Here is a 23,518-nt window from a genome sequence, read left to right on the forward strand (position 1 = left end):
CTTTGGTCTACCATTCTTGAGGTGCCGTATGTCTGAAGTTCAATATCAACCGTCTATCCTAATTGTTGGCGCATCGCGCGGCATCGGTCTGGGTCTTGTTCGCGAATATCTCAGCCGAGGATGGAGAGTGATTGCGACCGAGCGCAGGCCCTCAGTCGCACTGGCTGGCTTGGCGGCGAATGCGGACAGCAGACTGGTCGTCAAAACGCTCGACATTAACGATCGCGATCAGATTTCCGCGCTGGCCGACAGCCTGCGCGGCGAGTCGCTCGACGTCCTGATCGTGAATGCTGGCGTCAGCGATAACGCAAACCAGACGATCAACGAAATTACCACGGAGGAATTTGCGCACGTGATGGTCACGAATGCGTTGAGCCCACTGCGCGTGATCGAAACGCTGAGTCGCGTTGTAAAGGCCGAGGGACGCGTGGCCGCTATGTCGACAGCGCTCGCCAGCATCTCCACCAACACGGATGGCGGCTATGAAACGTACCGCGCCAGTAAGGTCGCGCTCAATATGTTACTGCGCAGCCTCGTTGTGCGCGCCGGCGGTCAGCGTTCGTTCCTGGCCCTGATGCCGGGTTGGGTGCGAACCGACATGGGTGGACCGGATGCGCCAGTCGAGGTGAAAGAAAGCGTGCGTGGCCTCGCCGATGTGATCGATCAGCATGCTGGCAAGCCGGGTCTTGTGTTCGTCGACTATCAGGGCAACACGATCCCTTGGTAAGGACGCTGTAGCCGCGAGAAGCAGGGTGTCGGCGGTCATACTTCGGGCGGCGACCGGTATCTCCTGGGGCATTCGCGATCATCGCGGCGCTGTGGGCGGTATTGACTGTCCTTAGCCCCGCTTGCGTTTGCGCTCTCGTCGGTGGAATGAGCGTTGCAGGGCCACCTTGCGGTCAATCTTTCAGCCGGAGGGAGGGGTCGTGATGGAGGGCTGTTGTTCGATCGTGTCTGAATGTGGGGGAGAGCCTATTACATCGGCTCGCGCAAACCGGCGCTGACGAAGTATTGACCGACGCTCGTGTCAAGGCGTCAAGCATCACGATGCCGATCTCTATCGCTGGCATCCAGATACATGGCAGATTTGCTTAACTAGCTGATGTCATGTCTGTTCGAGGAACACCGCCGCGCCCACACGGTGGGGACAAAGCGTGGCAATCCTATCGAATTGTCGCGAGCGGCGAGGGGAATATTAATCCCAGCGCTTGAAACCGTCGAATTGGGAGAGGTAGATTGGGGCGAACGCGTTGAGTTTCTGGCGTGCCCCAGTGTCGGGATTGCCGTAGACGACGAGCCCCTTGACCTTTACGAGGGATAGAAACCGCTCGGCGTAAGGTCCGAACGTCTGTTCGACGTGTTCGACGATCGCCCGGGAGTCCCGATAACGCTCGACGATATGTGCGGTATTGCCATCGTGACTCGCGCTGTATTCGTACATGATCGTACCGGGCTCAGCTCCGGCGAGCGGGACTATTTGCGCTACCAGTTGCTTGAACTCGTCGAATTTCCCGGGTTGGACTTCGAGGGAAAAAACACAGGTGATTTCGTTATGCATGGTATCTCTCATCGCGTTAAATTTTGCCGCTCGTCACGGCATCGAGGCGTTGCCAACCTGATCCGAATGTCTGCGAAGACTCGCGCTATCGACCTGTTGTCGGAGAGGGCATCGCATTTAAAGATACGGCTGCCGACTTTTCAAAGGCGAAGAGCGCGATAAACGCGAACTCTCGCGTCCCAGCGAACGCAGAGACGAGAGAAACGGCGGCCGGACAAACCCGCCCGTTCTGCAGTGATGGCGTCAGGAGGACTTTGGACCTTCTCCAAACAGTTGACCAGCACCAGCCCAATCTGACGGGGCGATGTCTTCGAAGATGACATAGATATACTTCGGATCGGTACCGGTGTTCTTGACAATGCTTTCGGTGATTTCGGCGGCGACTGCCTTTTTGGCGGTAGTGTCCTTGCCTTCGAACCAGCTCACACGTACGACGGGCATGACGGAGTCCTCAAAGAATATGCGGTGGATGTTGCGCAGTAGCAGCGGTATGGGTGAGCCGCCACGCCAGCGGGTGAACTTCGAGAAGCAGTCTATCGGAGTCGTCAACGAGGATAAACAACCGGAATATACGATTAGAGTAGAAAAAAAGTCGACAATGAGCGTTTTGAGATTGAAAATCACCTGGGCAGTTTGATAACAGCCGGCCGGTAGGTTGCGAGTCAGCCACGGCCAACGCGGCTCCGAGCGCGTTTCGTACGAGTGATCAGATTGATTGTGTCCGCATATCGTCGGCCTGCGATGAAGTTCTGCCAACGACGATATCAAGCTCGCCGCGTTTGGGCTGTTGAATCAAGGCTACTGTCGCAGATCGTCAGCGCACTGCCGATGGATTGCGATTTGATAACTTATCCGTGCGGCACGGGCGTGTGATAGCACGCGCTGAAAGTGAGCAGAGGGGTCCATAGGCCGAACGCCATACGTCCTAGTAATGGCGCTTAACTCCGCCCAGGTGCGACTTTGTCATTCACCGGGAACCAGTAGAAAACGGGCGCTCCCTTGCCCACTCTCTAGTTGCTGGTGGCCGAGTGCGGCATCACGTAGCGGCAACGTACGATAGGGGATCGAAGCGAGTTTGCCGGAAAGCACCGCCGATACGATCATTTCGATCGCAAGGCGTAACCCGTCACCGTCAAGGCTCTCGGTCGAGTAGCCGGTCAAAACGATGGGCTTGATGAGGTGCCAAGCGTCAAAGCCGACGTTGCCACCACCCACCGCGCCCACGAGCGACAACCTACCTTTTGGGCGCAACGCGGCGCATAGTTTCGGGAACAGAACACCACCTACTGTATCGAGCACACCGTCGAACTGATCTTGTCCGAGCGGTAGATCGTCCCCCTTCGGTATGACAACCACGTCTCGTGCGCCCAGTCGGCGTACATGTTCCTCCTGCTCCTGTCGCGCGATTAGCGCAACGACCTCTGCGCCGGTTGCGCTGGCGATCGCGGTGGCGGCGGAACCCACGCCGCCCGCCGCACCGGTCACAAGGATGCGCCGATTCGTCGAAGTGCCGATGCGCTCCAGTCCATGAAACGCCGTCACGGCAGCCAGACCAAGTGCCGCTATTTGCAGAATATCGATATCGCCCGGCAACGGGGCAATCGATCCTTCCGCCACGTCGACGTATTCCGCATACGCGCCTGGACGCCACGCGCGAACGCCACCCAGCCCCTGCATCATTGTAATGACACGCTGGCCAACCCTAAGACCCGTCACGCTCTCGCCGATGGCCTCGATCGCCCCCACCACCTCGACACCAGGAACGTAGGGAAACGGAGCCACCTTTGCAATTGGCCAGTTCCCAGCGCGGATTTTGAGATCCGTGTGATTGATGGCGGCCGCCATTGTCCGGATCCGGATGTCGTTGGGAGCGAGCGGGGGCAAACGGGTGGTTTCGAATCGCAATACGGCCGGGGGGCCGTATTGGCGCATGACGATCGAACCGCTGACTGATTGCATGACATACCTCACTACATTGCAGGTTATGGCTGCCAGAAATGGTTGCCTGTACTCTATGGGTTAGCAAGGAATTGCCAGGCTGTAAATCGAAGAATTTTCTATCACGATAGGAACACCGTGGCCGACGCCAATGCACATTGTGCACAATGCGAAGCTCCCTTGCGTGCGTTGCAATTGATTCGTCGCGGTCGTCACCAGACGAGCGTCGCTCATGCTGAGCAGATGCCCAAGTGCAACTCCGTCGCCGTTCGGGTTCACGCGAGCGGCGCCATCCGCGACATTGAGTGTGAGCATCATAGCGATGCATTGCGATGCGAACGGCTTCGTTGAGTTCGATCTCGTCGAACTGGTCGATCGTCATGTTCAGATCCGACAATGACTTTCGCGTCGCGTCGCGTCGCGGGCGCCGGGCCGATCTCTATCACGCGCGACGCATCCGCGGCCGTTGGCATGCCGTGCAAGCGTGTACGCGGCGTGAAGCAAGGCTCTTCGCGCTTTTCTCGTTGGCGAGCAGCGACGCCGCCGCGCCGTCTTTGACGCCCGACGCATTACCCGCATCATTGGAGCGCGATTTTCTGGCCTTTTCTCCAGTAAGTAATTGGTAAGTGCATCAGACATACAGTCGATCCCGTCTCGCTTCATTTTGTCAGGAGCGACTGTGAAAAAAAGATGTTACCGGAAGCAACCTTTACTGTCGGCCATGGCATTGGCCATTCTGTGTTCGGGAACAGTTGCGGCCGAAGCTGAAAATGCGGAGCTCGTCGGCAGGCCGGGAGACGGATTTACGTGGTTAAGCGATGCACCGAATGTCACCCATTGGAGCCTGGGTGCTGGACTTGGCGTAATGCCTTCTCGGTACGAGGGCGATCGTATGCGGTACCTTCCGATTCCCCTCCTCGTGTTCGATAGCAAATGGACGCGCGTTGCTACCACGAAGGCGGATCTGAAGGTCGGCACCTGGAGCGGCGCGAGCCTCACGTAGCCTCTCCACTGGCAAGGTGCCGCACATTACTCCGCTAGTCCAACGGACCATGAAAGCAACAGTTTCAGCTGTCACTTTCTCTGCACCGACAATCAGGTTACCTTCACTCTCTTGATCCTCATCATCGACGACGGTCAGAGGCGAACCGTGCGCCATCACCGGTAATGCGCGCAAGATCTATCGCCGATCTTGTTGGGGTTGTGCTTTTCTTCGTGCACAGTCGAGGCTAGAGGGCGAATTCGTCGAACACAAGTTGGCGCAGCCATTGATTGCTCGGCTCGCGATGATTTCTCGCGTGCCACAAAACATTGATAGTGATGTCCGGAATTTTGACCGGGCATGGCGCACTCAGCAGATCGAACGGCGCGAGGGTTCGGTTCGCATATGCCTCTGGGACGACGGCGACTAAGTCAGTTGTCTGCAGGATGTGCCCGACAGCTACGAAGTGGGGCACGCGCAGTCGCACGTTCCTCTGTATGCCTGCCCGCTGGATCGCAGTATCGACCATGCCATGTCCGGTGCCCTCCGCAATGATTGAGACATGCTCAGCGTTGAGAAATGACTTCATTGTCAGACCTGCTTCCGCGAAAGGGTGCCCTTTCCGGAACAGGCAGACGTAACGCTGCCGAAATAGTCGCCGCTGAAAAAAGGCTGTCTTGAGATCTGGTAGAAACCCGATCGCTAGATCGACCGCGCCGCGCTCCATTTCGTCACGCAGCGTGTCGGATTGATTCCGTACCGTGCTTATCTTGATTCCTGATGCCTCGAGTGCGAGTCGTTTCATTAGACCGGGAAGGAAATAGATTTCGCCGATGTCGGTCATCGCAATGGTGAAAGCGCGAGAGGTCGTGACGGGGTCGAACTCAGGCGTCACGTTCAGCGTGTTGTGGATCGTGCCCAGCGCATAGCCGATCGGTTCAGCAAGTGTCTCGGCGAACGGCGTGGGCACCATGCCTTTGGAGGTGCGAAGAAAGAGCTCGTCGCCTAGTACCTTTCTGAGCCGGTTTAGCGCGTTACTGATAGCCGGCTGAGATATCCCAAGGCTAGCCGCAACGGCCGAAACGCGCCGCTGCCGCAGTAGTTCATTGAAGACGACGAGCAGGTTGAGGTCGATTTCCTGAAGTTCCATCCCTTGTCTCCGAAAGCATGTCATATATTATTGATCCTGGTGATATCAAATATCAAGAATGTTCTATTTATCAATTTTGTCATTCGAAGCATCATGGGGCCATAAGTTGTCCAGATCGGAGACACTGGTTCCATGGAAGTTTCAATCCTGCCGCTTCAGCGCACGCTTGATGTACGTCCGGGCGAAAATCTGCTCGAAGCCTTGCGTAGCAATCAAATTCCGGTTTCATACAGTTGCATGGCCGGCCGATGCGGTACGTGCCGGTGCCGTGTCGTTTCGGGAAACGTCCTTGTAACTGGCGCGACTGATTCCAATTTGCCTGCCGCCAACGGGCAATCGGTGCTGGCCTGCCAGACGACGGTCGTGGAAGACTGTGTGATAGAAATCCCGGAGGTCGACGAGATCGTCGCGCACCCAGCGAAGATCATCAAGACGACCGTTGTGGGGATCGAGGACCTGACGCACGACATAAAACGGGTGCGGCTCGCACTGCCCAAGTTATTCGAATTCTCGCCGGGACAGTACGCCACCCTGCAATTCACGCCGCAGCATATTAGGCCGTACTCGATGGCGGTCACAGCGAATTCGGACGAAGTCGAATTTCACATTCGTCTGGTGCCGGGCGGCCGCGTCACCTCGTACGTGGCGACAGATCTCACAGTCGGAAAGACAGTGCGTCTCAGCGGCCCGCTCGGAACAGCGTACCTACGGAAGAAATATACCGGTCCGATCGTATGTATTGCAGGAGGGACGGGGCTAGCGCCTATTCTCTCGATCCTGCGTGGTATGGCCGATGCCCGCATGCGCAACCCCGTGCACGTCTATTTCGGCGTTCGTTCGTCCGAGGACGTATATGGCGTTCGTTGGCTCAATGAGATTCGCGAGGCGCTGCCGGACCTCATCGTGCACGTCGTGGTCGCGGCCGGCACAGCGGGTAGCCCGTATCGCGCGGGCGTTGTCACGGAAGCGGTGAACGCTGACTGGAAAAACATGACCGGCTGGCGCGCCTATCTGGCGGGAGCACCGGTGATGGTGGATGCTGCTTCCATCCTGTTGCGCCAAAAGGGTGTCGATCCCGACCATATCTACGCGGATGCTTTTTACGCGAGCGGTGTGTAGACACCGACGTTGTCAATTAATTCCGTATCAGGAGACAAGCCATGAATGAGGCCCCCATTGTCTTTACACGGCCCGAATGGAAGGGAGACGGCTCAAGCCGCATCCCGTTCTGGGCATATACCGACGATTCAACCTATCGCAAGGAGCTTGAGCGCTTCTTCTATTCGGGCCACTGGTGTTACGTAGGGCTTGAAGCAGAGATTCCAAATGCGGGTGACTTCAAGCGCACCGTGGTCGGTGAGCGCTCGGTTATCGTCACGCGGACTAACGACGGAGAGGTCGCCGTGGTGGAGAACGTGTGCGCCCACCGAGGCGTGCGCTTCTGTCGCGAGAAGTCTGGCAACCGGAAGGATTTTACATGCCCGTATCACCAATGGAACTACGACCTGAAGGGCAATCTCGTTGGTGTGCCTTTCCGTCGTGGTGTGAAGGCAGACGGAAGGGTCAACGGTGGAATGCCGGCGGACTTCGATCCTAAGCAGCACGGTTTGACGAAGCTGAAGGTTGCCGCGCGTAATGGCGTCATTTTCGCGTCGTTCGATCACGACGCGCCTTCGCTTGAAGACTACCTAGGTCCAATCATCCTTAGCTATTTCGACCGCGTATTCGACGGTCGCAAACTCAGGATCTATGGCTATAACCGGCAGCGCATTCCAGGAAACTGGAAACTGATGCAGGAAAATATCAAGGACCCGTACCACCCGGGCTTGCTGCACACGTGGTTCGTTACGTTCGGGCTGTGGCGCGCGGATAACAAGTCCGAACTCAAGATGGACGAGCAGTTCCGCCATGCTGCGATGATCTCGACCCGGGGTTCTGGCGGGAAGGGAGACGTCACGAACGGCGTGTCCAGCTTCAAGGAGCAGATGACGCTCAACGACGACCGTTTCCTCGACGTGGTGCATGAGACCTGGTGGGGCGGCCCGACTGCAGTTCTGATGACCCTGTTCCCGAGCGTCATCATCCAGCAACAGGTCAATTCGCTTTCCACACGGCACATTCAGCCGAATGGTCACGGCTCGTTCGACTTTGTCTGGACGCACTTCGGGTTCGAGGACGATAACGAAGAAATGACCCGCCGGCGGCTGCGCCAGGCCAACCTGTTCGGCCCAGCGGGGTTTGTTTCCGCCGATGACGGCGAAGTCATCGAGTTTTCGCAGGAGGGCTTCGAGCAGAAGCCATTCCATCGAACCATCGCTGAACTCGGGGGGCGAGAAGTCGCGGACTCGGACCACATGGTCACGGAGACCCTGATTCGTGGGATGTACGCCTACTGGCGCCGTGTGATGGAGGTCTGAGATGCTCGATTTCGAAACCTGGCAACAATTGCTTGCGCTATACACCGACTATGCCCTTGCTTTGGATAGCAACGATTGGGATCGTTGGCCGGAGTTCTTCGTGGACGATTGCGTCTACAAGATTCAGCCGCGCGAAAACTATGATCGTGGCTTCCCGCTCTCGACGCTCGCGTTCGAAAGCAAGGGCATGTTAAAGGACCGTGTCTACGGCATGACCGAGACCATCTTCCATGACCCGTACTACCAAAGGCATGTAGTTAGTATTCCAAAGGTAACAGCAGTCAATGCGGGGCACATCGAGGCGCAGGCCAACTACGCGGTATTTCGTACGAAGCCTGACGAACTCACGAGTGTGTTCAATGTGGGCCGCTATATCGACTCAGTCCGACGCACGCCTGACGGACTAAAGCTCGCCAGCCGCATCTGCGTGTTCGACAGCGAAATGATCGCGAACTCGATTATTTACCCGATTTGAGGTGAAAGATGGCAAAGCAGTGGACGAAGGTCATCGAACTGGTCGCCATACCGGCGGACGATGTGACGGCTGTAATCGCCGCCGGACGCGAGGTCGCTATCTACAGCGTCGATGGAGCGGTCTATGCAACTGACAACGTCTGCACGCACGGACACGCCCGTCTGTGCGATGGATTCCTCGATGACCACGAGATCGAGTGCCCGCTGCACCAGGGCAAGTTCGACGTACGCAGCGGTAAGGCCATGTGCGAACCGTTGACCGAGGATATCCAAACGTATCCGATCAAGGTCGAGAACGGTTCGGTCTACATCGAAATTTAGCCCGACACCGGGCGCTGAAGAAACTGTCGCTCGGCGACACATTCCGTGAGCTCTCGCACCGCGAGAGCGTAGATGCAGGGACGACCATCATCAGGAGACACGCATGACTGCTAATACGGTCAAAGAACAGCGCGCTGCCTATTATCAGCAACTCTCGACACAACAGCTATCTCCGCTCTGGGAGTCGTTGCACAACCTCGTGCCCAAAGAGCCGCGACCGCAGGCCAAGGCAGCTATCTGGAAGTACGCTTCAATTCGCGATCTGGTCATGCAGGCCGGCTCGATCATCAGCGCCGAGGAAGCGGTTCGGCGAGTACTTGTGCTCGAAAATCCAGGCCTGCCGGGCAAATCAAGTATTACACCGGCGCTCTACGCCGGCCTGCAGTTGATCCTTCCCGGCGAGGTTGCGCCGAGTCATCGCCATACTCAGTCGGCGTTGCGCTTCATCATGGAAGGCCGGGGTGCTTGGACCGCGGTCAACGGCGAACGCACCACCATGCATCCCGGTGATTTCATCATCACGCCTTCCTGGACCTGGCATGACCACGGGAACCCGGGCGTCGCCGACGGTGGCGAGCCGGTTGTGTGGCTTGACGGTCTGGACATTCCTGTCGTTGGGGCGCTTGACGCTGGATTCGCTGAAAGCTATCCCGAATCCAGCCAACCGGTGCTACGCCCGGAGGGCGACAGCTTTGCGCGGTTTGGGCACAACATGGTTCCTGTCCGTCATGTGGTCAGCGATCCAACGTCGCCGATCTTCAGCTATCCCTATGAGCGCAGCCGGGAAGCACTCGATACTCTCCATCGCAATGGCGAGCTGGACGCATGGGACGGCGTCAAACTCCGCTACCTCAATCCTGTGACGGGTGGCTGGCCGATGCCTACCATTGCGACATTCATGCAGTTTCTGCCAGCCGGATTTTCCGGGAAGACTTATCGCACGACCGACGCCACCATCTTTTGTGTCGTGGAAGGCAAGGGTAGCGTGCGTATCGGCGATGCACACTTCGAGTTCGCACCACACGATATCTTTGTCGTGCCGTCGTGGCAGCCAGTGAGTCTGGAGGCCAATGACGACAGCGTGCTTTTCAGCTATTCAGATCGCCCCATCCTTTCAGCGCTGAATTTGCTGCGTGAAAAGCGCGACTAAGTTTTCGCCTTCGGTGCGAGGGATGCGCTGAGCGTTCTTCGCACACATTCGTCCAGTCAGTTAGCTATCAGGAGACTCTTGTTATGGAATTCGTTTTTCAACCTGACGCACCCGTCGCTGTGCCTATTGTGGGTAGCGATGCGCATTATGCTGTGCGCCGCGTCTATTGCGTCGGCCGTAACTATGCTGCACACGCGCGTGAAATGGGCTTCGATCCCGATCGCGAACCGCCGTTTTTCTTCTGCAAGCCCACAGACGCGGTGGTGCCGGTGGCCTATGGCGAGTCGCTGGAGTTGAACTATCCGCCTCAAACTAACAACTTCCACTACGAGGCGGAGCTGGTCGCGGTGATCGGAAAAGGTGGGTCCGACATCGCGGTAGCCGATGCACTCGATCACGTCTGGGGCTATGCCGTCGGCCTCGACATGACGCGCCGCGACTTGCAGATGAAGATGCGCGAAATGGGGCGTCCGTGGGAAATCGGCAAGGCCTTTGATCGCTCCGCGCCGATTGGCCCGATTCACAAGGCGGGTGACGTCGGGCATTTTGAAAACGGCGGCATATGGTTGACGGTGAACGGCGAAACGAAGCAGCAGAGCGACGTCGCGCATCTGATCTGGTCGGTTGCTGAGACCGTCGCCGACCTATCGAAGTTCTTCCGCCTTGAGCCGGGCGACGTCATCTACACAGGAACGCCAGAAGGCGTTGGCGCAGTAAACGCAGGGGATTCGATCACGGTAGGCGTTGAGAAGCTGGGCGAGCTTCACGTCCGCGTGGTGTAGAGGGGGGCGTCATGGAACTGCACAGTTTTTTCAATAGCTCGACCTCGTATCGGGTACGTATCGCGCTTGAGCTCAAGGGCGTTTCGTTTGACTACGTTCCGGTCAACATCCGGACCGGTGAGCACCGCAAAGAAGCGTATGTCGAAGGGGTAAATCCCTCGGCTGCCGTTCCGGCGTTGACGGATGGTGAGTTCAGCCTGGGCCAGTCACTTGCGATCGTCGATTGGCTCGACACCCGCTATCCGGAGCCGCAGCTCATTCCTGCAGAGCCCGAGCAACGTGCGCGTGTGCTGGAAGTGTCACAGCTGATTTCTTCCGATATGCATTCGGTCAACAACCTTCGTGTGCTCAAGTACCTCGATACTGTTCTGAATGTCACGCCGGAGCAGAAGAGCGAGTGGTACAAGCATTGGGTAGCCGAGGGGATGAGCGGCGTTGAACGGCTGCTCTCGAAATATGGCAGACTCCCCTGGTGCTTTGGTGAACAGCCTACGTTGGCCGACTGTTGTCTCGTTCCACAGATTGCGAACGCGCTGAGGATGGGGTGCAACCTGGATGCGTACCCAACGAGCATGGCCGTTTATCGCCACGCGATCTCTCATCCGGCGTTTGATGCAGCGCAACCTGGACTTCAGCCCGATTTTGTCTCGCCGTAACAGAAACATGGCCAGGCGCTTGCCCTGGCCTGGTTTAGAGCTCCCATGGAATGGGGCGCGAGGACAATGTTATTTATCCTCGCGCCAGTTGGGCTTGAAATGCTAATCAGAATGGGTACGGCTGTCCCGCTGGCTCGATCGTAATCCACTTGAGTTCGGTGAATTCGTCGATGACCGCACGTCCGTCGAAGCGGCCGTACCCGCTTTGCTTCATTCCCCCGTACGGCGCCTGCGCTTCGTTTTGCACCGTAGCACCATTGATGTGTACGCAGCCGGCATCGATTCTGCGTGCGACAGCCAAGGCACGGGTCACGTCGCGCCCAAAGACGGCGGACGACAAACCATACGCGGTATCATTGGCTACTCTCACTGCCTCCTCGACTCCAGATACCCGTACAACCGTTGTGACGGGACCAAAGGTTTCCTCGTCGTAAATCGCCATCGTCGGATCTACGTGGTCGACGATCGTGGGTCGCATGACTGCGGCGGCTGCTTCGCCCCCTGTCACCACCTTCGCGCCTTTCGACAACGCATCGTTGATGAGCGAATTGATTCGCTTACCCGATTCCGCGCTGACCAACGGGCCAACTACGCATTCGGCACCGGTGGCCGGGTCGCTGACCGGCAGTTCGTTTGCGCGCGCGGCAAAACGGGTAACAAACTGGTCGGCGACCTTTTCGTCGACGACGAATCGCTCGGTCGACATGCAGATTTGACCCTGGTACAGAAACGACCCGAATGTTGCCGCATTGACGGCCGCGTCGATGTCCGCGTCGTCGAGTACAACAAATGGCGCTTTGCCGCCCAGTTCAAGCAGGCAGCGCTTTAGCTGGCTCGCCGCTTTCTCTGCAATGATTCGACCTACTCGCGTTGAACCGGTGAAGTTGATTCGGCGAACTGCGGGGTGAGCGATTAGCGCGTCGATGACTTGTGGTGAATCTTCAGTAGCGCAGGTGACAAAGTTCAGCACGCCCGGGGGAAAACCCGCTTCGTAGAGACTCTGTGCGACGGCTAGGTGGGTCGCCGGACTGGTCTCGGACGCCTTGAACACGACGGTGTTGCCGCAAATCAACGGGTATGCGATCGCGCGGGCAGCAAGGAGTACTGGACCGTTCCACGGGACGATGCTTAAGACGACACCTACTGGATGCCGCTCCGTAAAGGAGAGCGTGTCAGGCTTATCAGTAGGAATTGTTTCACCTTGAATTTGCGTCGCTAACGCGGCTGCCTCGCGAAAGAGAGCGGCGGACCCCATGACGTTGAAGTCGGACCACAGGTTAGATGCGCCTATCTCGTTGGCCATTGTCTCGCGCAGAGAGAGAAGCTTGCCTTCGAGAATGTCCGCTGCCTTCAATAGTAGGCGACGACGCTCTGAAGGGCCCACCTTACTCCAACTGCCTAACGCTGCTCGCGCCGAGTCCGCTGCGGCGATCGCGTCTGCAACGGTCGCCGCTGCGCCTACCGTGACCACGCTGCCCGAAACCGGGTGGTAACGTGAGAATGTTTTACCGTCTCCAGCGTCTTTGGTTTCGTTATCTATGACGAGTTGCGTCTTCAAGTTTCTGCTCCTGTAACCCAGATTGAGCCAGTTTTACTGGCCTTCAAACATCAGTACCGGCTTGATCGTCGCTCCGCTCTCACTGTCCTTCATCGCCTCGTTGACTTGGTCGAAACGATATTGCTTGATGAGCCTGTCGAACGGGAAACGTCCTTGGCGGTACAGCTCGATGAGAGTGGGGATGAAACGGTGCGAAAGGGCGTCGCCCTGAACGATGCCCATGATTCGTCGGCTGGGAATCATGACGTCGTTAATATTCAGCGAAACCTCAGTGCCGATTTTGGTGGCACCCACGATTCCACACGTGCCGAAGATTGACAGACTGTCAACTGCTTGACGAAGCACCTCGGGCCGCCCACTGCATTCCAGTGTAAAGTTCGCACCACCCCCGGTGAACTCGCGGATCGCCTCAACCGGGTTAGCCAGTTTCGGGTTGACAGTGTGTGTGGCGCCAAGCTGAAGTGCCAATTCGAGCCGATTTGGCACGATATCGACGGCGATAATGGTAGTCGCGCCTGCTACTCTGGCAGCCATGATGGCGGCCAGTCCGACTGCCCCTGTCCCGAACGCCGCAAAGCTTGAGCCCGCTGATACTTTCAGAGAGTTCAGCACGGCGCCGGCACCCGTCTGGATACCGCAACCCAAAGGGGCGAGCAGTTCCAGTGGGATGTCTTTGGGAACCTTGATAACGTTGCGATCGCTTGCGAGTGCATAGGTTGAGAATGAAGATTGGCCAAAGAAATGACCGTGGACGGAATGTCCCGCGCAATCGCAGAGGCCACTCGTACCATCTTCTCGCGCTCCTCCGAAATTCAGAGGTGCCATGTTTTCGCAGTATGCAGGGTGCCCGGACACGCATGTATCGCAATGTCCGCAAGACATGTATGTCATCACGACGTGATCGCCCGGCACAACTCGCGTTACCTCGCTGCCGACGGCCTCGACAATTCCGGCACCTTCGTGACCGAGTACAAGTGGGAGTGGCGTGGTAAACAACTGGTCACGGATGACCATGTCCGTGTGGCAAACACCAGTGGCAACTATCTTGACAACTACTTCGTGTGGTTGCGGATCTCCGAGAGTGAGTTGTTCGAGCGTGAGAGCACCGCCCGCGGTGCGGACGATGGCTGCAGTAATCTGTTGTGGCATGAAATGTCTCCTGGGGAATCGCGTCGGGTCGGCTTTCGGGAGCAGTAATTTTTTTGCGAATAGGCTGCCGCCGCTGCTCTGTTTCTTCGAGAGATCACTGACCGAAGTTTGACGCATCAATCGTTTTATGCATGCACGGCGTCAGCTTTGCTCGGTGGTGTCGACTTACAAATAATGGACGACAGTGGACGTTGGGCCAATAAAGCCACGCTTAATTGGCATATTCACGGGGTGAATATTGCTTCGTCGGGAGGAGCGCGATGGATAGGCCTCGCAAGGTTCGCCGTACCTTCCTGGCTGGCAGGTTTGGCGGTAATGACGCACGAGGCAAGCGGGACCTTGGAAGTAACGCGACCAGCCGAATTTTCAAGGATAGCGACCAAGTGAACCGATGAGCCTTTTCGTCTAGTTCAGGTATCTCGGCGTAGGCGTCGACACATTGCCTCGTGCACCTAGCGGGTGAAGCTGCTGGCTCTAGTCGGCTCACCGCTCTGCTAGGTTGGCAGTTCGGGAGATGCACATGGGCCGCCCCATTGCAGGTACTGGTGTAGAGCCGCTTCCATATCTTGTGGCGATGATCTGCTGCGGTTCGTTTTAGTTTTCGACCCAATCCACCATCCGCAGCAGCATATCGTGAGCTTCGTCAGGTGGCACGAAACACGGATAAGGTTGACCTAGTCTCATGCCTAGACTATGGCCGAAATCGCTGCGGAGGTGGGTGAGGAAGACGTCTTCGTCGTCTGATCACGAAAGGGATACGTGTCGCGTTTCGCGCATGCAAAGCATGCCAATAAGGCCTACCGCTGAGGCTACGGATACATACGCGCCTACCCAACTCAAACCGCCGTGTGCGGCTAGCAACTGAGCGATATATGGCGCGACCGACGCTCCAAGGATACCGCCCAAGTTGTAGGAAACGCCCGCCCCGGTGTATCGGACGTTTGTCGGAAAGAGTTCTGGTAGCAGGGCGCCCATCGGGGCGAACGTTGCACCCATCAGGAACAACTGAATGACGAGGAAAAGCAGGATCAGCGTAGTGGAGCCACTTCCGAGAAGCGGCTCCATCAAGAATCCCGACAGAATAGCTGCAGTAATGCCCGCGATCATCACAGGTTTTCTGCCGCAACGGTCTGATGCCCACGCCGCGAGCGGTGTAGCGAGCGCCATAAATACCACTGCAATGCAAAGCAGGCCGAGAAAGGTCTGACGTGGCATGTGCAGCACCGACACGCCGTACGAGAGGGAAAACGTGGTGGAGTTGTAAAACAACGTGTAACAAGGCACCATCGCCAACGCCCCGAGCAGAGTGGGGAGCCAATGTTTCGAGAGGAGTTCTGCGCTTGGGACCTTTATACATTCGCGCTTCTCAATTGCGGCGCGGAAGGCGGGCGTTTCGGCAATCTTGAGACGGACGTACAGACCCAACACAACGAGGACTGCGCTGACGAGAAAGGGAACTCGCCACCCCCAGTCGCGAAACTGGTCGTCAGTCAGTGTCAACGATAGCGCAAAGAAAAGGCCGTTCGAAGCAAGGAAGCCGATTGACGGGCCCAGTGCGGGAAACATGCCGTACCAGCCACGCTTACCCGCGGGAGCGTTTTCTGTGGCGAGCAGTGAGGCACCTCCCCATTCACCGCCCAAGCCTATACCTTGACCGAAACGGAGCGCGCATAGCAGAACCGGTGCGAGACTCCCGATCGAGTTGTAGCCAGGTAAAAAGCCGATCAAAGTGGTTGACGTGCCCATCACCAGGAGTGAACCAACTAACGTCGACTTCCGGCCGATGCGATCACCAAAGTGACCGAACAAAAATGATCCTATAGGACGGGCAATGAAGGCGATCCCGAACGTCACAAATGCCGACAGGGCTTGCGCGGTTGCCGATCCCCGTGGGAAAAATACCGGGCCGATAACTAACGCAGCGGCTGTCGCATAGACGTAGAAGTCATAGAATTCGATGGCTGTACCTATAAAGCTCGCGAACAATATCTTCGTACTCCTATTTTGTTGTTTGACGGAGTTTACTTTTGTAGTAGGTACAGATGAGACTGACATTTTTAGGTTCTCCGAGGCGTGGCTACGTCTGTTCTTGTGGTGGTGTAGAGGTTGTCCGACCGGCGTGCCAGTGACAACGGTCTGCGATCGAATCAGGGCTGAACGAGGCAGATGTCGTCGACGGCGGATTCAAGTGTTCGCAGCGGTAAATTTATACATGAAATATATTGTGCATATGTAGAAATATGATCAGGATAGTTCCTGATAGGGTAAATGCGTATAACTGGCGCAGGCCTCGTTTTCCATGAAATATGGCGATTAGGTCTTGCCAACGTGCAAAGGCAGTGCCAGCAACTATTTCTTCTGGATTGGTATGAAACATAGAATTCGTATGTGAATACTTACCGTTTTCAAATGTTCGCGCAGTCTTCCACATGAGACGGCGATCTGGTTGGCGCGTGTCTTGCAGCTGTTGCACTGGCTCAGTAGGAATGCACCAAGTGGACGCCAATAGATAACCGCTAACCCTGCAGTGTGCGACGCGTTCATCTGACCAGTGTCTTACTAGAGGCGCGAAAGACGGGTTCAGAAACTTGCCGGCGCGTCTCGCGCTGCTCGACGATGTCAATCATTGATGGGGAGGCAGTGGTCGCAAGATCGAGCCGACGGAATCATTACGGTGGACTTGACATCCGGTTTCCGAGAACACTACCTGGCGCCCTGCATCAGACCGTTAGTGGCTTGTCAACGACTTCCTGGTTAGCGCTGAGCCTGTGGTTGCCTCTTCGCTGCTGATGGCGGAAATGGCGCGCGAACATCTGTCACACGGTTGGTTGCTTATTGTGTCGCACCCGATGCGGTGTTTCTAATCGGATTCGTGGTACCGACGATCGTCATTCACGTGGACGAATCGGCTCTTCCAGTGGTGAGCGACGTATAACCCCGTGCTGCGTCGAAGCCAGAGATGAGAGGCGTCCGTAACGAGCGTCGTCGATTGCGCGACGCAGTCTTGACGGTTTCTCGCTGTCGTCGTGCATCGACAATAGCAGCATTCCGCTGGCAGAAATCGCGTCGCACGTGTTTGTTCAACGAAGCACATGCCCACGTCGGACAGCGGTAATACGCCGGTCGACGTGGGGGTAAGGAGAGCCGACCGGCGGTTCAGAAACCAGCATGTCCTTTGGCGACTCGCCATAAGGCGTCGGAGCCATGTCCTATGGTAGATAGCCGCTTTCTTCCGGGCTCAAAGCGAATCAGATCGGGACCCAATTTCCCGCCGGCCGAAGTAGATCGAACGATGACGCATGCTAGTCGCAGCCCGCGACTAGCAATCTTCAATCAGACGATGTTGCGACGAGGTCGAAGTGCTCGACCTGAGGTGCGCAGGCGAAGTAGGGGTCGACAATGCTTCGCCACTCAACGGCTGCGAGGGTGCCCCGAAAGCCGAGTGTGTGGTCCTCCAAGCTATCCCATTCGATCTGAAGGATATAACGCTCCGGTGATTCGACGCTTCGCCGCAATGAGTAGTGGCGAAAGCCCCTTGCTTTTGCGATGACCGTCTCGACACCGCGTCGCACGGCTTGCTCAAACTCTGCTTGTTGGCCGGGATAGGTGAGCAGATCCGCTAGTTCGAGAATCATGGAGGGTCCTATTTGGTTCATGGGGACAGATGGGAGTCGTGTCGTGTGGGCATTTCGTTCAAGATCCACGATGTGACCGACGCGTGTTGAGGCGACCATCCCAGATCGTGCCGCGCGCGCTTGGCGCGGACGCGGCTGTTGCTGCCGAGCGAGTAGAAGGCAAGCGGTTCGCTCCAGCGGCTTGCGGCTTCTTCGGCGTCGAGCGACTCAACGGTGCCTAGCCCGAGCCTTGTCGCGATTGCCGCCCCAATCTCGGCGAAGGAAGCCTCTCCGTTCTCCACAAAATAGAATGCGCCGCTCGTCGCGTTGTCAAACGCGAGCAGATAGAGCGCGGTGACGTCGTCGATATGGACATTCGACCACCGATTTGCGCCTTTGCCGACGATCTGCACCACGCCATTTTCGCGCGCGTTCTGGACCAGAGAAGGGATCTGTATGCTGAGCGGATTGATTCCACGCCCAACTCCATAAATGAGGCTGGGACAGATCACAGCCGACCGGATGCCGCGATCTGCCGCGCCGAGAATGAACTGGTTCAGCGCATGCCTGGGCTGTTTGAGCGGCTCGACGACGAACGGCGTGTCTTCATCAAATATCGCATCCGCGGTCCACTCGCCGCGGGCATCGTCGCCGATCACCTTGACCCGCTCGTATGCAGAAATACTTTGCCCGACCCTTGTAGGGCTTCGAGCATGGCTTCTACCGATTCAAGGTCGTCGGCACTTGCGGTGTTGATCACACCGTCGGCGGCTCTTGCTTCGAATTTGAGCAGATCGACATCGGCAAGCGATCCGAAGACCGGCTCGATTCCGGCGTTACCGACCAGTTCGGCGTTAGCTGGCGAACGAACGAGTCCGCGCACACGATGCCCCGCGTCCTTCAGCGCCGCGGCGACGCTGCTACCGATGTATCCGGTTGCGCCTGTAAGGAAGATGTTCATTGGTGAGAATCCTTGATGAAGTTGCGGACGGGCCGCGCGCGGCAAATCTATGTTCGGGTCGGCAGACTATCAGCGTCCGTCGACAGCGTATGTTGACGCTGCTGCCTCCGCCCGCGCACCGCAAATGCCGCAGTGCGACGGACCCGATTCCGCCGCCTCCGCCCGTGACGACCGCGATCTTGCCTCTGAGCCGCGGGCCATCAAGTTTCCTTGTTCTGTGTATGCAAGCCTCTCGAACGTTGGTCGGACGTTCGAGTCATCCGACACGTTAAAGTCTACATTAATTCATATGTGAAGTATTAAGTGTACTGGCAAACAGATCGGCAAGTGCGGATCGAAAATGTGGCGACATTGATGTTTTTATGCGAATTCCCTATTGTGCTCGGAGAGCGCAGCAATCTGGATGTCGGCCGGGTAGTACAGATCGCTGCCGCGGGCTGGGCTATAGCCGGCCTTTTCGAGTTGGGCCAGCTCGGCGTACTTGCGGGTGACAAGCAGGTCCGACTGTGCGAACGAGGCGACCGGAGCGGTGAGCACCGCGGCAATACGGCGGCTTGAATGAGCAACTTCACGATGACTTACTTCTGAATTCTTTCTGTTCATGCTGCGAACACGCTTGTTGGTAGCCAGTGAGCCATTCTATTAATTCATTTGATGCGGATAAACAGCTGTCGCCTAGACAATGAAACGAATGGTTCGCCGCCTCGCACATGGCCGTGACAATGCTCATTAAGGCTGCCGTCTTGCGCCACGTCAATTCCGTTGAACAGAGCGTGGGGTGTTTCTACACCCACCGATCCATCTTTTACTTTCCCGTTCACGTGACAGTCGGTGCGCTACGCGTCACTGATCATGAAGCCACAGAGGGTCGTTTTCGACGATCGCGCAAGCGCCAATCGTCGCCCGATTGCCGTCCGCTCGCGCGGTTCGTCACAAATTCGAGCGCGTCCGGCACGACAGTCGGCGCGACTCGCATCTCCCTTCGCAGCACCTCCCCGTCTCATGGCACCTCTGCGTATGTAGTACCAGTTTCACAAGCGAAGCGCTAACCGAGCCCGCTCAGAACGCGATGCGCCGTCATCTCGCGGCACTTTTCGTTGTCGTCATAGGGTTTGCCCTAGCCGGTTCTCCACCTATAGAGTGTTTTATATGCGCACACTATATTTCTTCCGTAAAACTTGCATTGCTGGCCATCGCCTCATGTCTGTTCTGTCGGGTCGACCGATAACAAATAAGTAGTACGAACATTATGGGATACCTGCCTATGTCTGCATTGCCCTTTTTCGACAACGCAGGCTGGGCTGTCGTGGGTAGGCGCACGTATCGATTGCATCGGCCGCCGGATTACTCGGCATGCTCGCAATGAACGAAACGAAGACCGTCTCCCTTTCCTGAAGCGGGAACGTTCAGCCATTGCTCTCGTATGCGTATCTTGCGCAGAGGTCATCTAGCCTCTCACTTATTGCCGCATCATCCTTCCGCATTCATCAACGTTCTAAATCGACGTAGGCCGAAATTTGCTGACGTCTGCTCCCAAGAAAATACCGAATTAAGTCAGCCTCAAGGAGACGACATGAACATGAGAAAGAGTGGCCAGGTTTTCGAGGCATCGCGGCAGATGGTGCCTGCTGTGATGGCATCATGCGTGGCCGCAGCAGCAATCGTTTTATCTGGCTGCGGAGGGCACGGCGACGGCGCGCCCGTCGTTAGTCCCGCAGGCCCCGTAACGAGTGCGCAGGTGCCATGCGAAACGCTTACAAACACGGCGATTCCTGACGGTATTGTGCAGAGTGCACAATCAATTGCAGCCGGAAGTTTCACTCCACCCGGTCAAGCAAGCGCGATTACGGGATTACCGGCTTTTTGCCGCGTGACGGTGCTGATGCAACCAACGCCGGATTCTGACATCAATGTCGAAGTCTGGCTCCCACAGACAGCTTGGAACCGCCGCTTCCTGGCTACGGGCAACGGAGGAGGTGCCGGATCAATCGCTTACGTCACAGGCATCGCGCAAGGACTTCAGCGTGGCTTCGCGTCAGCCAATACCGATTTGGGCACATCACCAAACATAAACAATATGATTGGTCATCCGGAGCGCTGGAACGACTTCGGTTACCGCGCGAATCATGAGATGACAATTGCCGGCAAAGCGCTCGTCAATGCTTTTTACAAGACAGGCCCGCAGACTTCCTATTTCTCTGGTTGTTCCACCGGAGGACAGCAGGCACTCTCCATTGCCCAGCGGTATCCGACCGACTACAACGGAATCATCGCGGGTGCACCAGCGTTCAACCGAACGCACCTGAATGCCATGTTTTCCTGGAACCTGAAAGCTCTTAACGCGACTGGAGCTCAGATGACACAAGGAAAGCTGAACATGGTCACCGCTAACGTTGTCGCATCGTGTGCGGGTAAGGACGGTGGAGCGCCGACAGACGGATTCCTCACTGATCCGCGCCAGTGCAACTTCAATCCAGACACGTTGCCGAAATGCTCGAGTAGCAACGACGACACCTGCCTGACGCCAGCACAGCTAACAGCGCTGGAGGCGACATACGCTGGCCCGACGAATCCTCGCACAGGGGAACGGATTTTTTCCGGCATGCCTTTCGGTACCGAGAACCTGCCCTTGGGTCTCGTAAATCAGCAAGACGCTTCCGCGTGGCCGTCTCAACAACTCTACGATTTGTTGTGGACGTTCGGCGCCGGCTACGACTACCTGTCTTTCGATTTCGACCACAACATCGACACGGTTGATGCATTGCTCGCGCCCCCGCTGAATGCCAATAGCGCTGACCTCAATGATTTCAAGTCCAACGGCGGAAAGCTGATCATGTACAACGGCAGTTCGGACCCAGGTGTTCCACTCCCATCTGAGATCGAATATTACGAGCGCGTCGTACAGGACCAGGGAGCCGATCTTAACGCGACGCAGAACTTCTTCCGCTACTACATCGTACCGGGCATGGGACACTGCGCCTCTATCGGCGGAGGAGCTGGGGTTGGTGAGTTCGGGCAGTCCTATGCTACTTACCTTCCTCCGGACAAGGCGCACGACGTACTTTTACAGCTGGTAGATTGGGTTGAGAATCAAACGCCTCCTATACAGCTTATAGCGAGCAAGTACAGTACGGGAGCAAATCCTCAGCCGGTGATGCAGCGTCCGCTTTGTGCTTATCCGCAACTGCCGGTATACCGGGCTGGGGACCCCACTGCGGCCAGTAGCTTCATTTGCAAAGATGGCCCTCGTGGCGGAGTTCCTACACCCGCGCCCCGCTACCTGAACTGAGTGCGCACATCGTGCCTCAATACCCGTGCATGAAGCCGTCGCGAGTATTAGGGCTCGCCTTGATCTTCCACGCCACGCGTATAAGTTCCTTTTACCGAAGTCCGCGAACGGTATTTGTACGGCAAGACGCTTTATCTGAAGCAATGACGACGATGAATTGCTCGCTAGATCAGCGACCACGGGTATCCTCGCGGGCTCCGCAGTTTCCGACACTTGCACTACAGTCATGATCGGGCCAAGTGTTTCCTCGTGGTAAGTCGCCATCGATGGAGTTACGTGTTCGATGATCGTAGGCTGCATCGTGTCGGCGGCCCTGGTTTGACCGCCCGTCATACCACCTTCAGCCTTTCGACAACGCGACACTGATTAGCGAACGGGTTCGCCTACCCGATTGTGTTAAGGGTGTCACTCTGGCCACTGATTCACGCTGCGGACTTTTGTCCGCACTCTCCAAACGGTGTGTTGATCCATTTCGGTAATGAAAAGGTAGCCGCCGTGAATGGTGACGTTCGACGGAACCATGCCGGCGCCAGCGGGCATACGGATGGCCCCGTAATAAAAGCCGTGGGAATCGAAGACATCGACCTCGCCGGCGCCATAGTGCGCGGCATAAACATTGCCGTCAGAGTCAATGGTCATGCTATCCGGGCCACGACCGCCGTTGAGATAGGCAAAGACCCAGGCTGAATCCACATCCAGTTCTCCCGGACTTCTGACCGGAACGGCAATTATCCGATTCGAGCCCCAGTCGTCGATGTACAGCGTTCGCTCATCCGGCGACAATACAATGCCGTTAGGAAAAGCAAGATTTCCCGAGATTAGCTTACGTACGTCGCCGTTTGTTGCGAGATAGAAAACCTGACCTTGTGGATGAAGCACACTCGATCCATATGCGTCGGTTAGATAAAGTCCTCCTGCGCGATCGAAATAGAGATCGTCGAGACCGTGAAAGTTCTCGGTTCGATATCTGTTTGTTACGTAGGTTACCTTTAGTGTCTTTGTGTCAAGCCAGAAGACACCAAGCTTGTTGTCTACGCCAAATAGACGACCATCGCGTGCGAATCGCGTTGCATTTGGAGCCGGAGTCTGAGCAACTACCTCACAGTGTCCGCTGGGCGTTACGCGAAAAATGCTGCCGGTTGCCGGGCTGACCATCCAGAGATTCCCATCTCTATCAAAACTCGGTCCCTCGAGGCGCCCAACGCATTCATCGGTGAACTTCTCAAGCTGACAGGAACCGCAGATAGCTTCCAGTCCGAGAGAGCGGCCCGGCATGCCTATCTGACTACCGAGACTGACGCTGGGTTGCGGCGATGTATAGGTAAAGTTCGACGACGGCATTGGATAAGCCGACGGTTGCGCCATAAGCAGTCGTGGCGAGGGCAAAAGGGCAATTAAAAAGCCTGCCACACCGGCAATCGCCCGATAATTGAGTGTCATGGAATTTCTCTGAAGACATGTCGGTAACGGGAAAACCCAGGATGAACGAGATGGAAAGACCCGGCAACGAGTCAACGAA

19 protein-coding genes and 4 pseudogenes are annotated in these 23,518 nt (G+C 56.7%); 9 read left to right on the plus strand and 14 right to left on the minus strand.

Annotated features, from left to right (window positions below; genetic code table 11):
- Nucleotides 1-28 precede the first annotated feature (28 nt).
- Complete coding sequence (locus ACSQ36_RS43120; protein WP_047847824.1) at nucleotides 29-727, plus strand: SDR family NAD(P)-dependent oxidoreductase; 699 nt, start codon at nucleotides 29-31, stop codon at nucleotides 725-727.
- 468 nt (nucleotides 728-1,195) lie between these two features.
- Here ACSQ36_RS43120 and ACSQ36_RS43125 read toward each other — a convergent pair whose 3' ends face one another.
- From ACSQ36_RS43125 to ACSQ36_RS43150, 6 genes and pseudogenes are all read right to left on the minus strand, one after another.
- A complete protein-coding gene (locus tag ACSQ36_RS43125; protein ID WP_047847825.1) occupies nucleotides 1,196-1,558 on the minus strand; it encodes a putative quinol monooxygenase in 363 nt (120 codons plus the stop codon).
- Nucleotides 1,559-1,801: 243 nt separating this feature from the next.
- Complete coding sequence (locus ACSQ36_RS43130; protein ID WP_047847826.1) at nucleotides 1,802-1,999, minus strand: tautomerase family protein; 198 nt, start codon at nucleotides 1,997-1,999, stop codon at nucleotides 1,802-1,804.
- A 522-nt stretch (nucleotides 2,000-2,521) separates the two neighbouring features.
- On the minus strand, nucleotides 2,522-3,517 hold the full coding sequence (locus tag ACSQ36_RS43135) for a quinone oxidoreductase family protein (protein ID WP_047847828.1): 996 nt from the start codon (nucleotides 3,515-3,517) through the stop codon (nucleotides 2,522-2,524).
- A 60-nt stretch (nucleotides 3,518-3,577) separates the two neighbouring features.
- Nucleotides 3,578-4,073, minus strand: a pseudogene (locus ACSQ36_RS43140) (3-oxoadipyl-CoA thiolase); the annotation flags it as partial.
- Nucleotides 4,074-4,550: 477 nt separating this feature from the next.
- A pseudogene (locus tag ACSQ36_RS43145) lies at nucleotides 4,551-4,655 on the minus strand (3,4-dihydroxy-2-butanone-4-phosphate synthase); the annotation flags it as partial.
- Between the two features lie 70 nt (nucleotides 4,656-4,725).
- Nucleotides 4,726-5,628 carry a LysR family transcriptional regulator gene (locus ACSQ36_RS43150; protein WP_047847829.1) on the minus strand — a complete coding sequence of 301 codons (903 nt, stop codon included), beginning with the start codon at nucleotides 5,626-5,628 and terminating at the stop codon, nucleotides 4,726-4,728.
- 132 nt (nucleotides 5,629-5,760) lie between these two features.
- Here ACSQ36_RS43150 and ACSQ36_RS43155 point away from each other — a divergent pair, with 132 nt between their 5' ends.
- The 7 genes from ACSQ36_RS43155 to maiA all read left to right on the plus strand — a co-directional run bounded on the left by ACSQ36_RS43155 (nucleotide 5,761) and on the right by maiA (nucleotide 11,428).
- The gene (locus ACSQ36_RS43155; protein ID WP_047847830.1) at nucleotides 5,761-6,747 is read left to right on the plus strand and encodes a 2Fe-2S iron-sulfur cluster-binding protein; all 987 of its coding nucleotides are present in this window, start codon (nucleotides 5,761-5,763) and stop codon (nucleotides 6,745-6,747) included.
- A gap of 41 nt (nucleotides 6,748-6,788) precedes the next feature.
- Nucleotides 6,789-8,045 carry an aromatic ring-hydroxylating dioxygenase subunit alpha gene (locus ACSQ36_RS43160; RefSeq protein WP_047847831.1) on the plus strand — a complete coding sequence of 419 codons (1,257 nt, stop codon included), beginning with the start codon at nucleotides 6,789-6,791 and terminating at the stop codon, nucleotides 8,043-8,045.
- 1 nt (nucleotide 8,046) lies between these two features.
- Nucleotides 8,047-8,520 (plus strand): aromatic-ring-hydroxylating dioxygenase subunit beta, encoded by a 474-nt coding sequence (locus ACSQ36_RS43165; protein WP_047847832.1) that lies wholly within the window; start codon nucleotides 8,047-8,049, stop codon nucleotides 8,518-8,520.
- Between the two features lie 8 nt (nucleotides 8,521-8,528).
- Nucleotides 8,529-8,840 carry a non-heme iron oxygenase ferredoxin subunit gene (locus ACSQ36_RS43170; protein WP_047847833.1) on the plus strand — a complete coding sequence of 104 codons (312 nt, stop codon included), beginning with the start codon at nucleotides 8,529-8,531 and terminating at the stop codon, nucleotides 8,838-8,840.
- Between the two features lie 103 nt (nucleotides 8,841-8,943).
- Entirely contained in the window at nucleotides 8,944-9,990 is a 1,047-nt protein-coding gene (gtdA, locus tag ACSQ36_RS43175; RefSeq protein ID WP_047847834.1) for a gentisate 1,2-dioxygenase, read from the plus strand.
- An 83-nt stretch (nucleotides 9,991-10,073) separates the two neighbouring features.
- Nucleotides 10,074-10,772, plus strand: coding sequence for a fumarylacetoacetate hydrolase family protein (locus tag ACSQ36_RS43180; RefSeq protein WP_047847835.1), 699 nt, complete (start codon nucleotides 10,074-10,076; stop codon nucleotides 10,770-10,772).
- A gap of 11 nt (nucleotides 10,773-10,783) precedes the next feature.
- The gene (gene maiA / locus ACSQ36_RS43185) at nucleotides 10,784-11,428 is read left to right on the plus strand and encodes a maleylacetoacetate isomerase (RefSeq protein ID WP_047847836.1); all 645 of its coding nucleotides are present in this window, start codon (nucleotides 10,784-10,786) and stop codon (nucleotides 11,426-11,428) included.
- 106 nt (nucleotides 11,429-11,534) lie between these two features.
- On the opposite strand, the gene ACSQ36_RS43190 is transcribed toward maiA, so the two are convergent.
- The 6 genes and pseudogenes from ACSQ36_RS43190 to ACSQ36_RS43215 form a co-directional block, all read right to left on the minus strand.
- The gene (locus ACSQ36_RS43190) at nucleotides 11,535-12,986 is read right to left on the minus strand and encodes an aldehyde dehydrogenase (protein ID WP_436186972.1); all 1,452 of its coding nucleotides are present in this window, start codon (nucleotides 12,984-12,986) and stop codon (nucleotides 11,535-11,537) included.
- Between the two features lie 33 nt (nucleotides 12,987-13,019).
- Nucleotides 13,020-14,252, minus strand: coding sequence for an NAD(P)-dependent alcohol dehydrogenase (locus ACSQ36_RS43195; RefSeq protein ID WP_407639149.1), 1,233 nt, complete (start codon nucleotides 14,250-14,252; stop codon nucleotides 13,020-13,022).
- A gap of 627 nt (nucleotides 14,253-14,879) precedes the next feature.
- On the minus strand, nucleotides 14,880-16,190 hold the full coding sequence (locus tag ACSQ36_RS43200) for an MFS transporter (RefSeq protein WP_047847839.1): 1,311 nt from the start codon (nucleotides 16,188-16,190) through the stop codon (nucleotides 14,880-14,882).
- A gap of 1,274 nt (nucleotides 16,191-17,464) precedes the next feature.
- Complete coding sequence (locus ACSQ36_RS43205) at nucleotides 17,465-17,770, minus strand: antibiotic biosynthesis monooxygenase family protein (RefSeq protein ID WP_047847902.1); 306 nt, start codon at nucleotides 17,768-17,770, stop codon at nucleotides 17,465-17,467.
- A 17-nt stretch (nucleotides 17,771-17,787) separates the two neighbouring features.
- Nucleotides 17,788-18,710: pseudogene (locus ACSQ36_RS43210) on the minus strand (NAD-dependent epimerase/dehydratase family protein).
- A gap of 360 nt (nucleotides 18,711-19,070) precedes the next feature.
- Nucleotides 19,071-19,313: a DUF4148 domain-containing protein gene (locus ACSQ36_RS43215; protein WP_407639150.1), complete on the minus strand. Its 243-nt coding sequence runs from the start codon at nucleotides 19,311-19,313 to the stop codon at nucleotides 19,071-19,073.
- A 970-nt stretch (nucleotides 19,314-20,283) separates the two neighbouring features.
- On the opposite strand from ACSQ36_RS43215, the gene ACSQ36_RS43220 reads away from it, so the two are divergent.
- Nucleotides 20,284-21,999, plus strand: coding sequence for a tannase/feruloyl esterase family alpha/beta hydrolase (locus ACSQ36_RS43220; RefSeq protein ID WP_436186973.1), 1,716 nt, complete (start codon nucleotides 20,284-20,286; stop codon nucleotides 21,997-21,999).
- Nucleotides 22,000-22,206: 207 nt separating this feature from the next.
- Here the strand turns inward: ACSQ36_RS43220 and ACSQ36_RS43225 are convergent.
- Both ACSQ36_RS43225 and ACSQ36_RS43230 read right to left on the minus strand, forming a co-directional pair.
- Nucleotides 22,207-22,332: pseudogene (locus ACSQ36_RS43225) on the minus strand (aldehyde dehydrogenase family protein); the annotation flags it as partial.
- A 72-nt stretch (nucleotides 22,333-22,404) separates the two neighbouring features.
- Nucleotides 22,405-23,439, minus strand: coding sequence for an SMP-30/gluconolactonase/LRE family protein (locus ACSQ36_RS43230; RefSeq protein WP_082163390.1), 1,035 nt, complete (start codon nucleotides 23,437-23,439; stop codon nucleotides 22,405-22,407).
- Nucleotides 23,440-23,518: the final 79 nt, after the last annotated feature.

It is taken from the genome of Caballeronia sp. LjRoot34, assembly GCF_964253815.1.
In the GTDB taxonomy this organism is placed as follows: domain Bacteria; phylum Pseudomonadota; class Gammaproteobacteria; order Burkholderiales; family Burkholderiaceae; genus Caballeronia.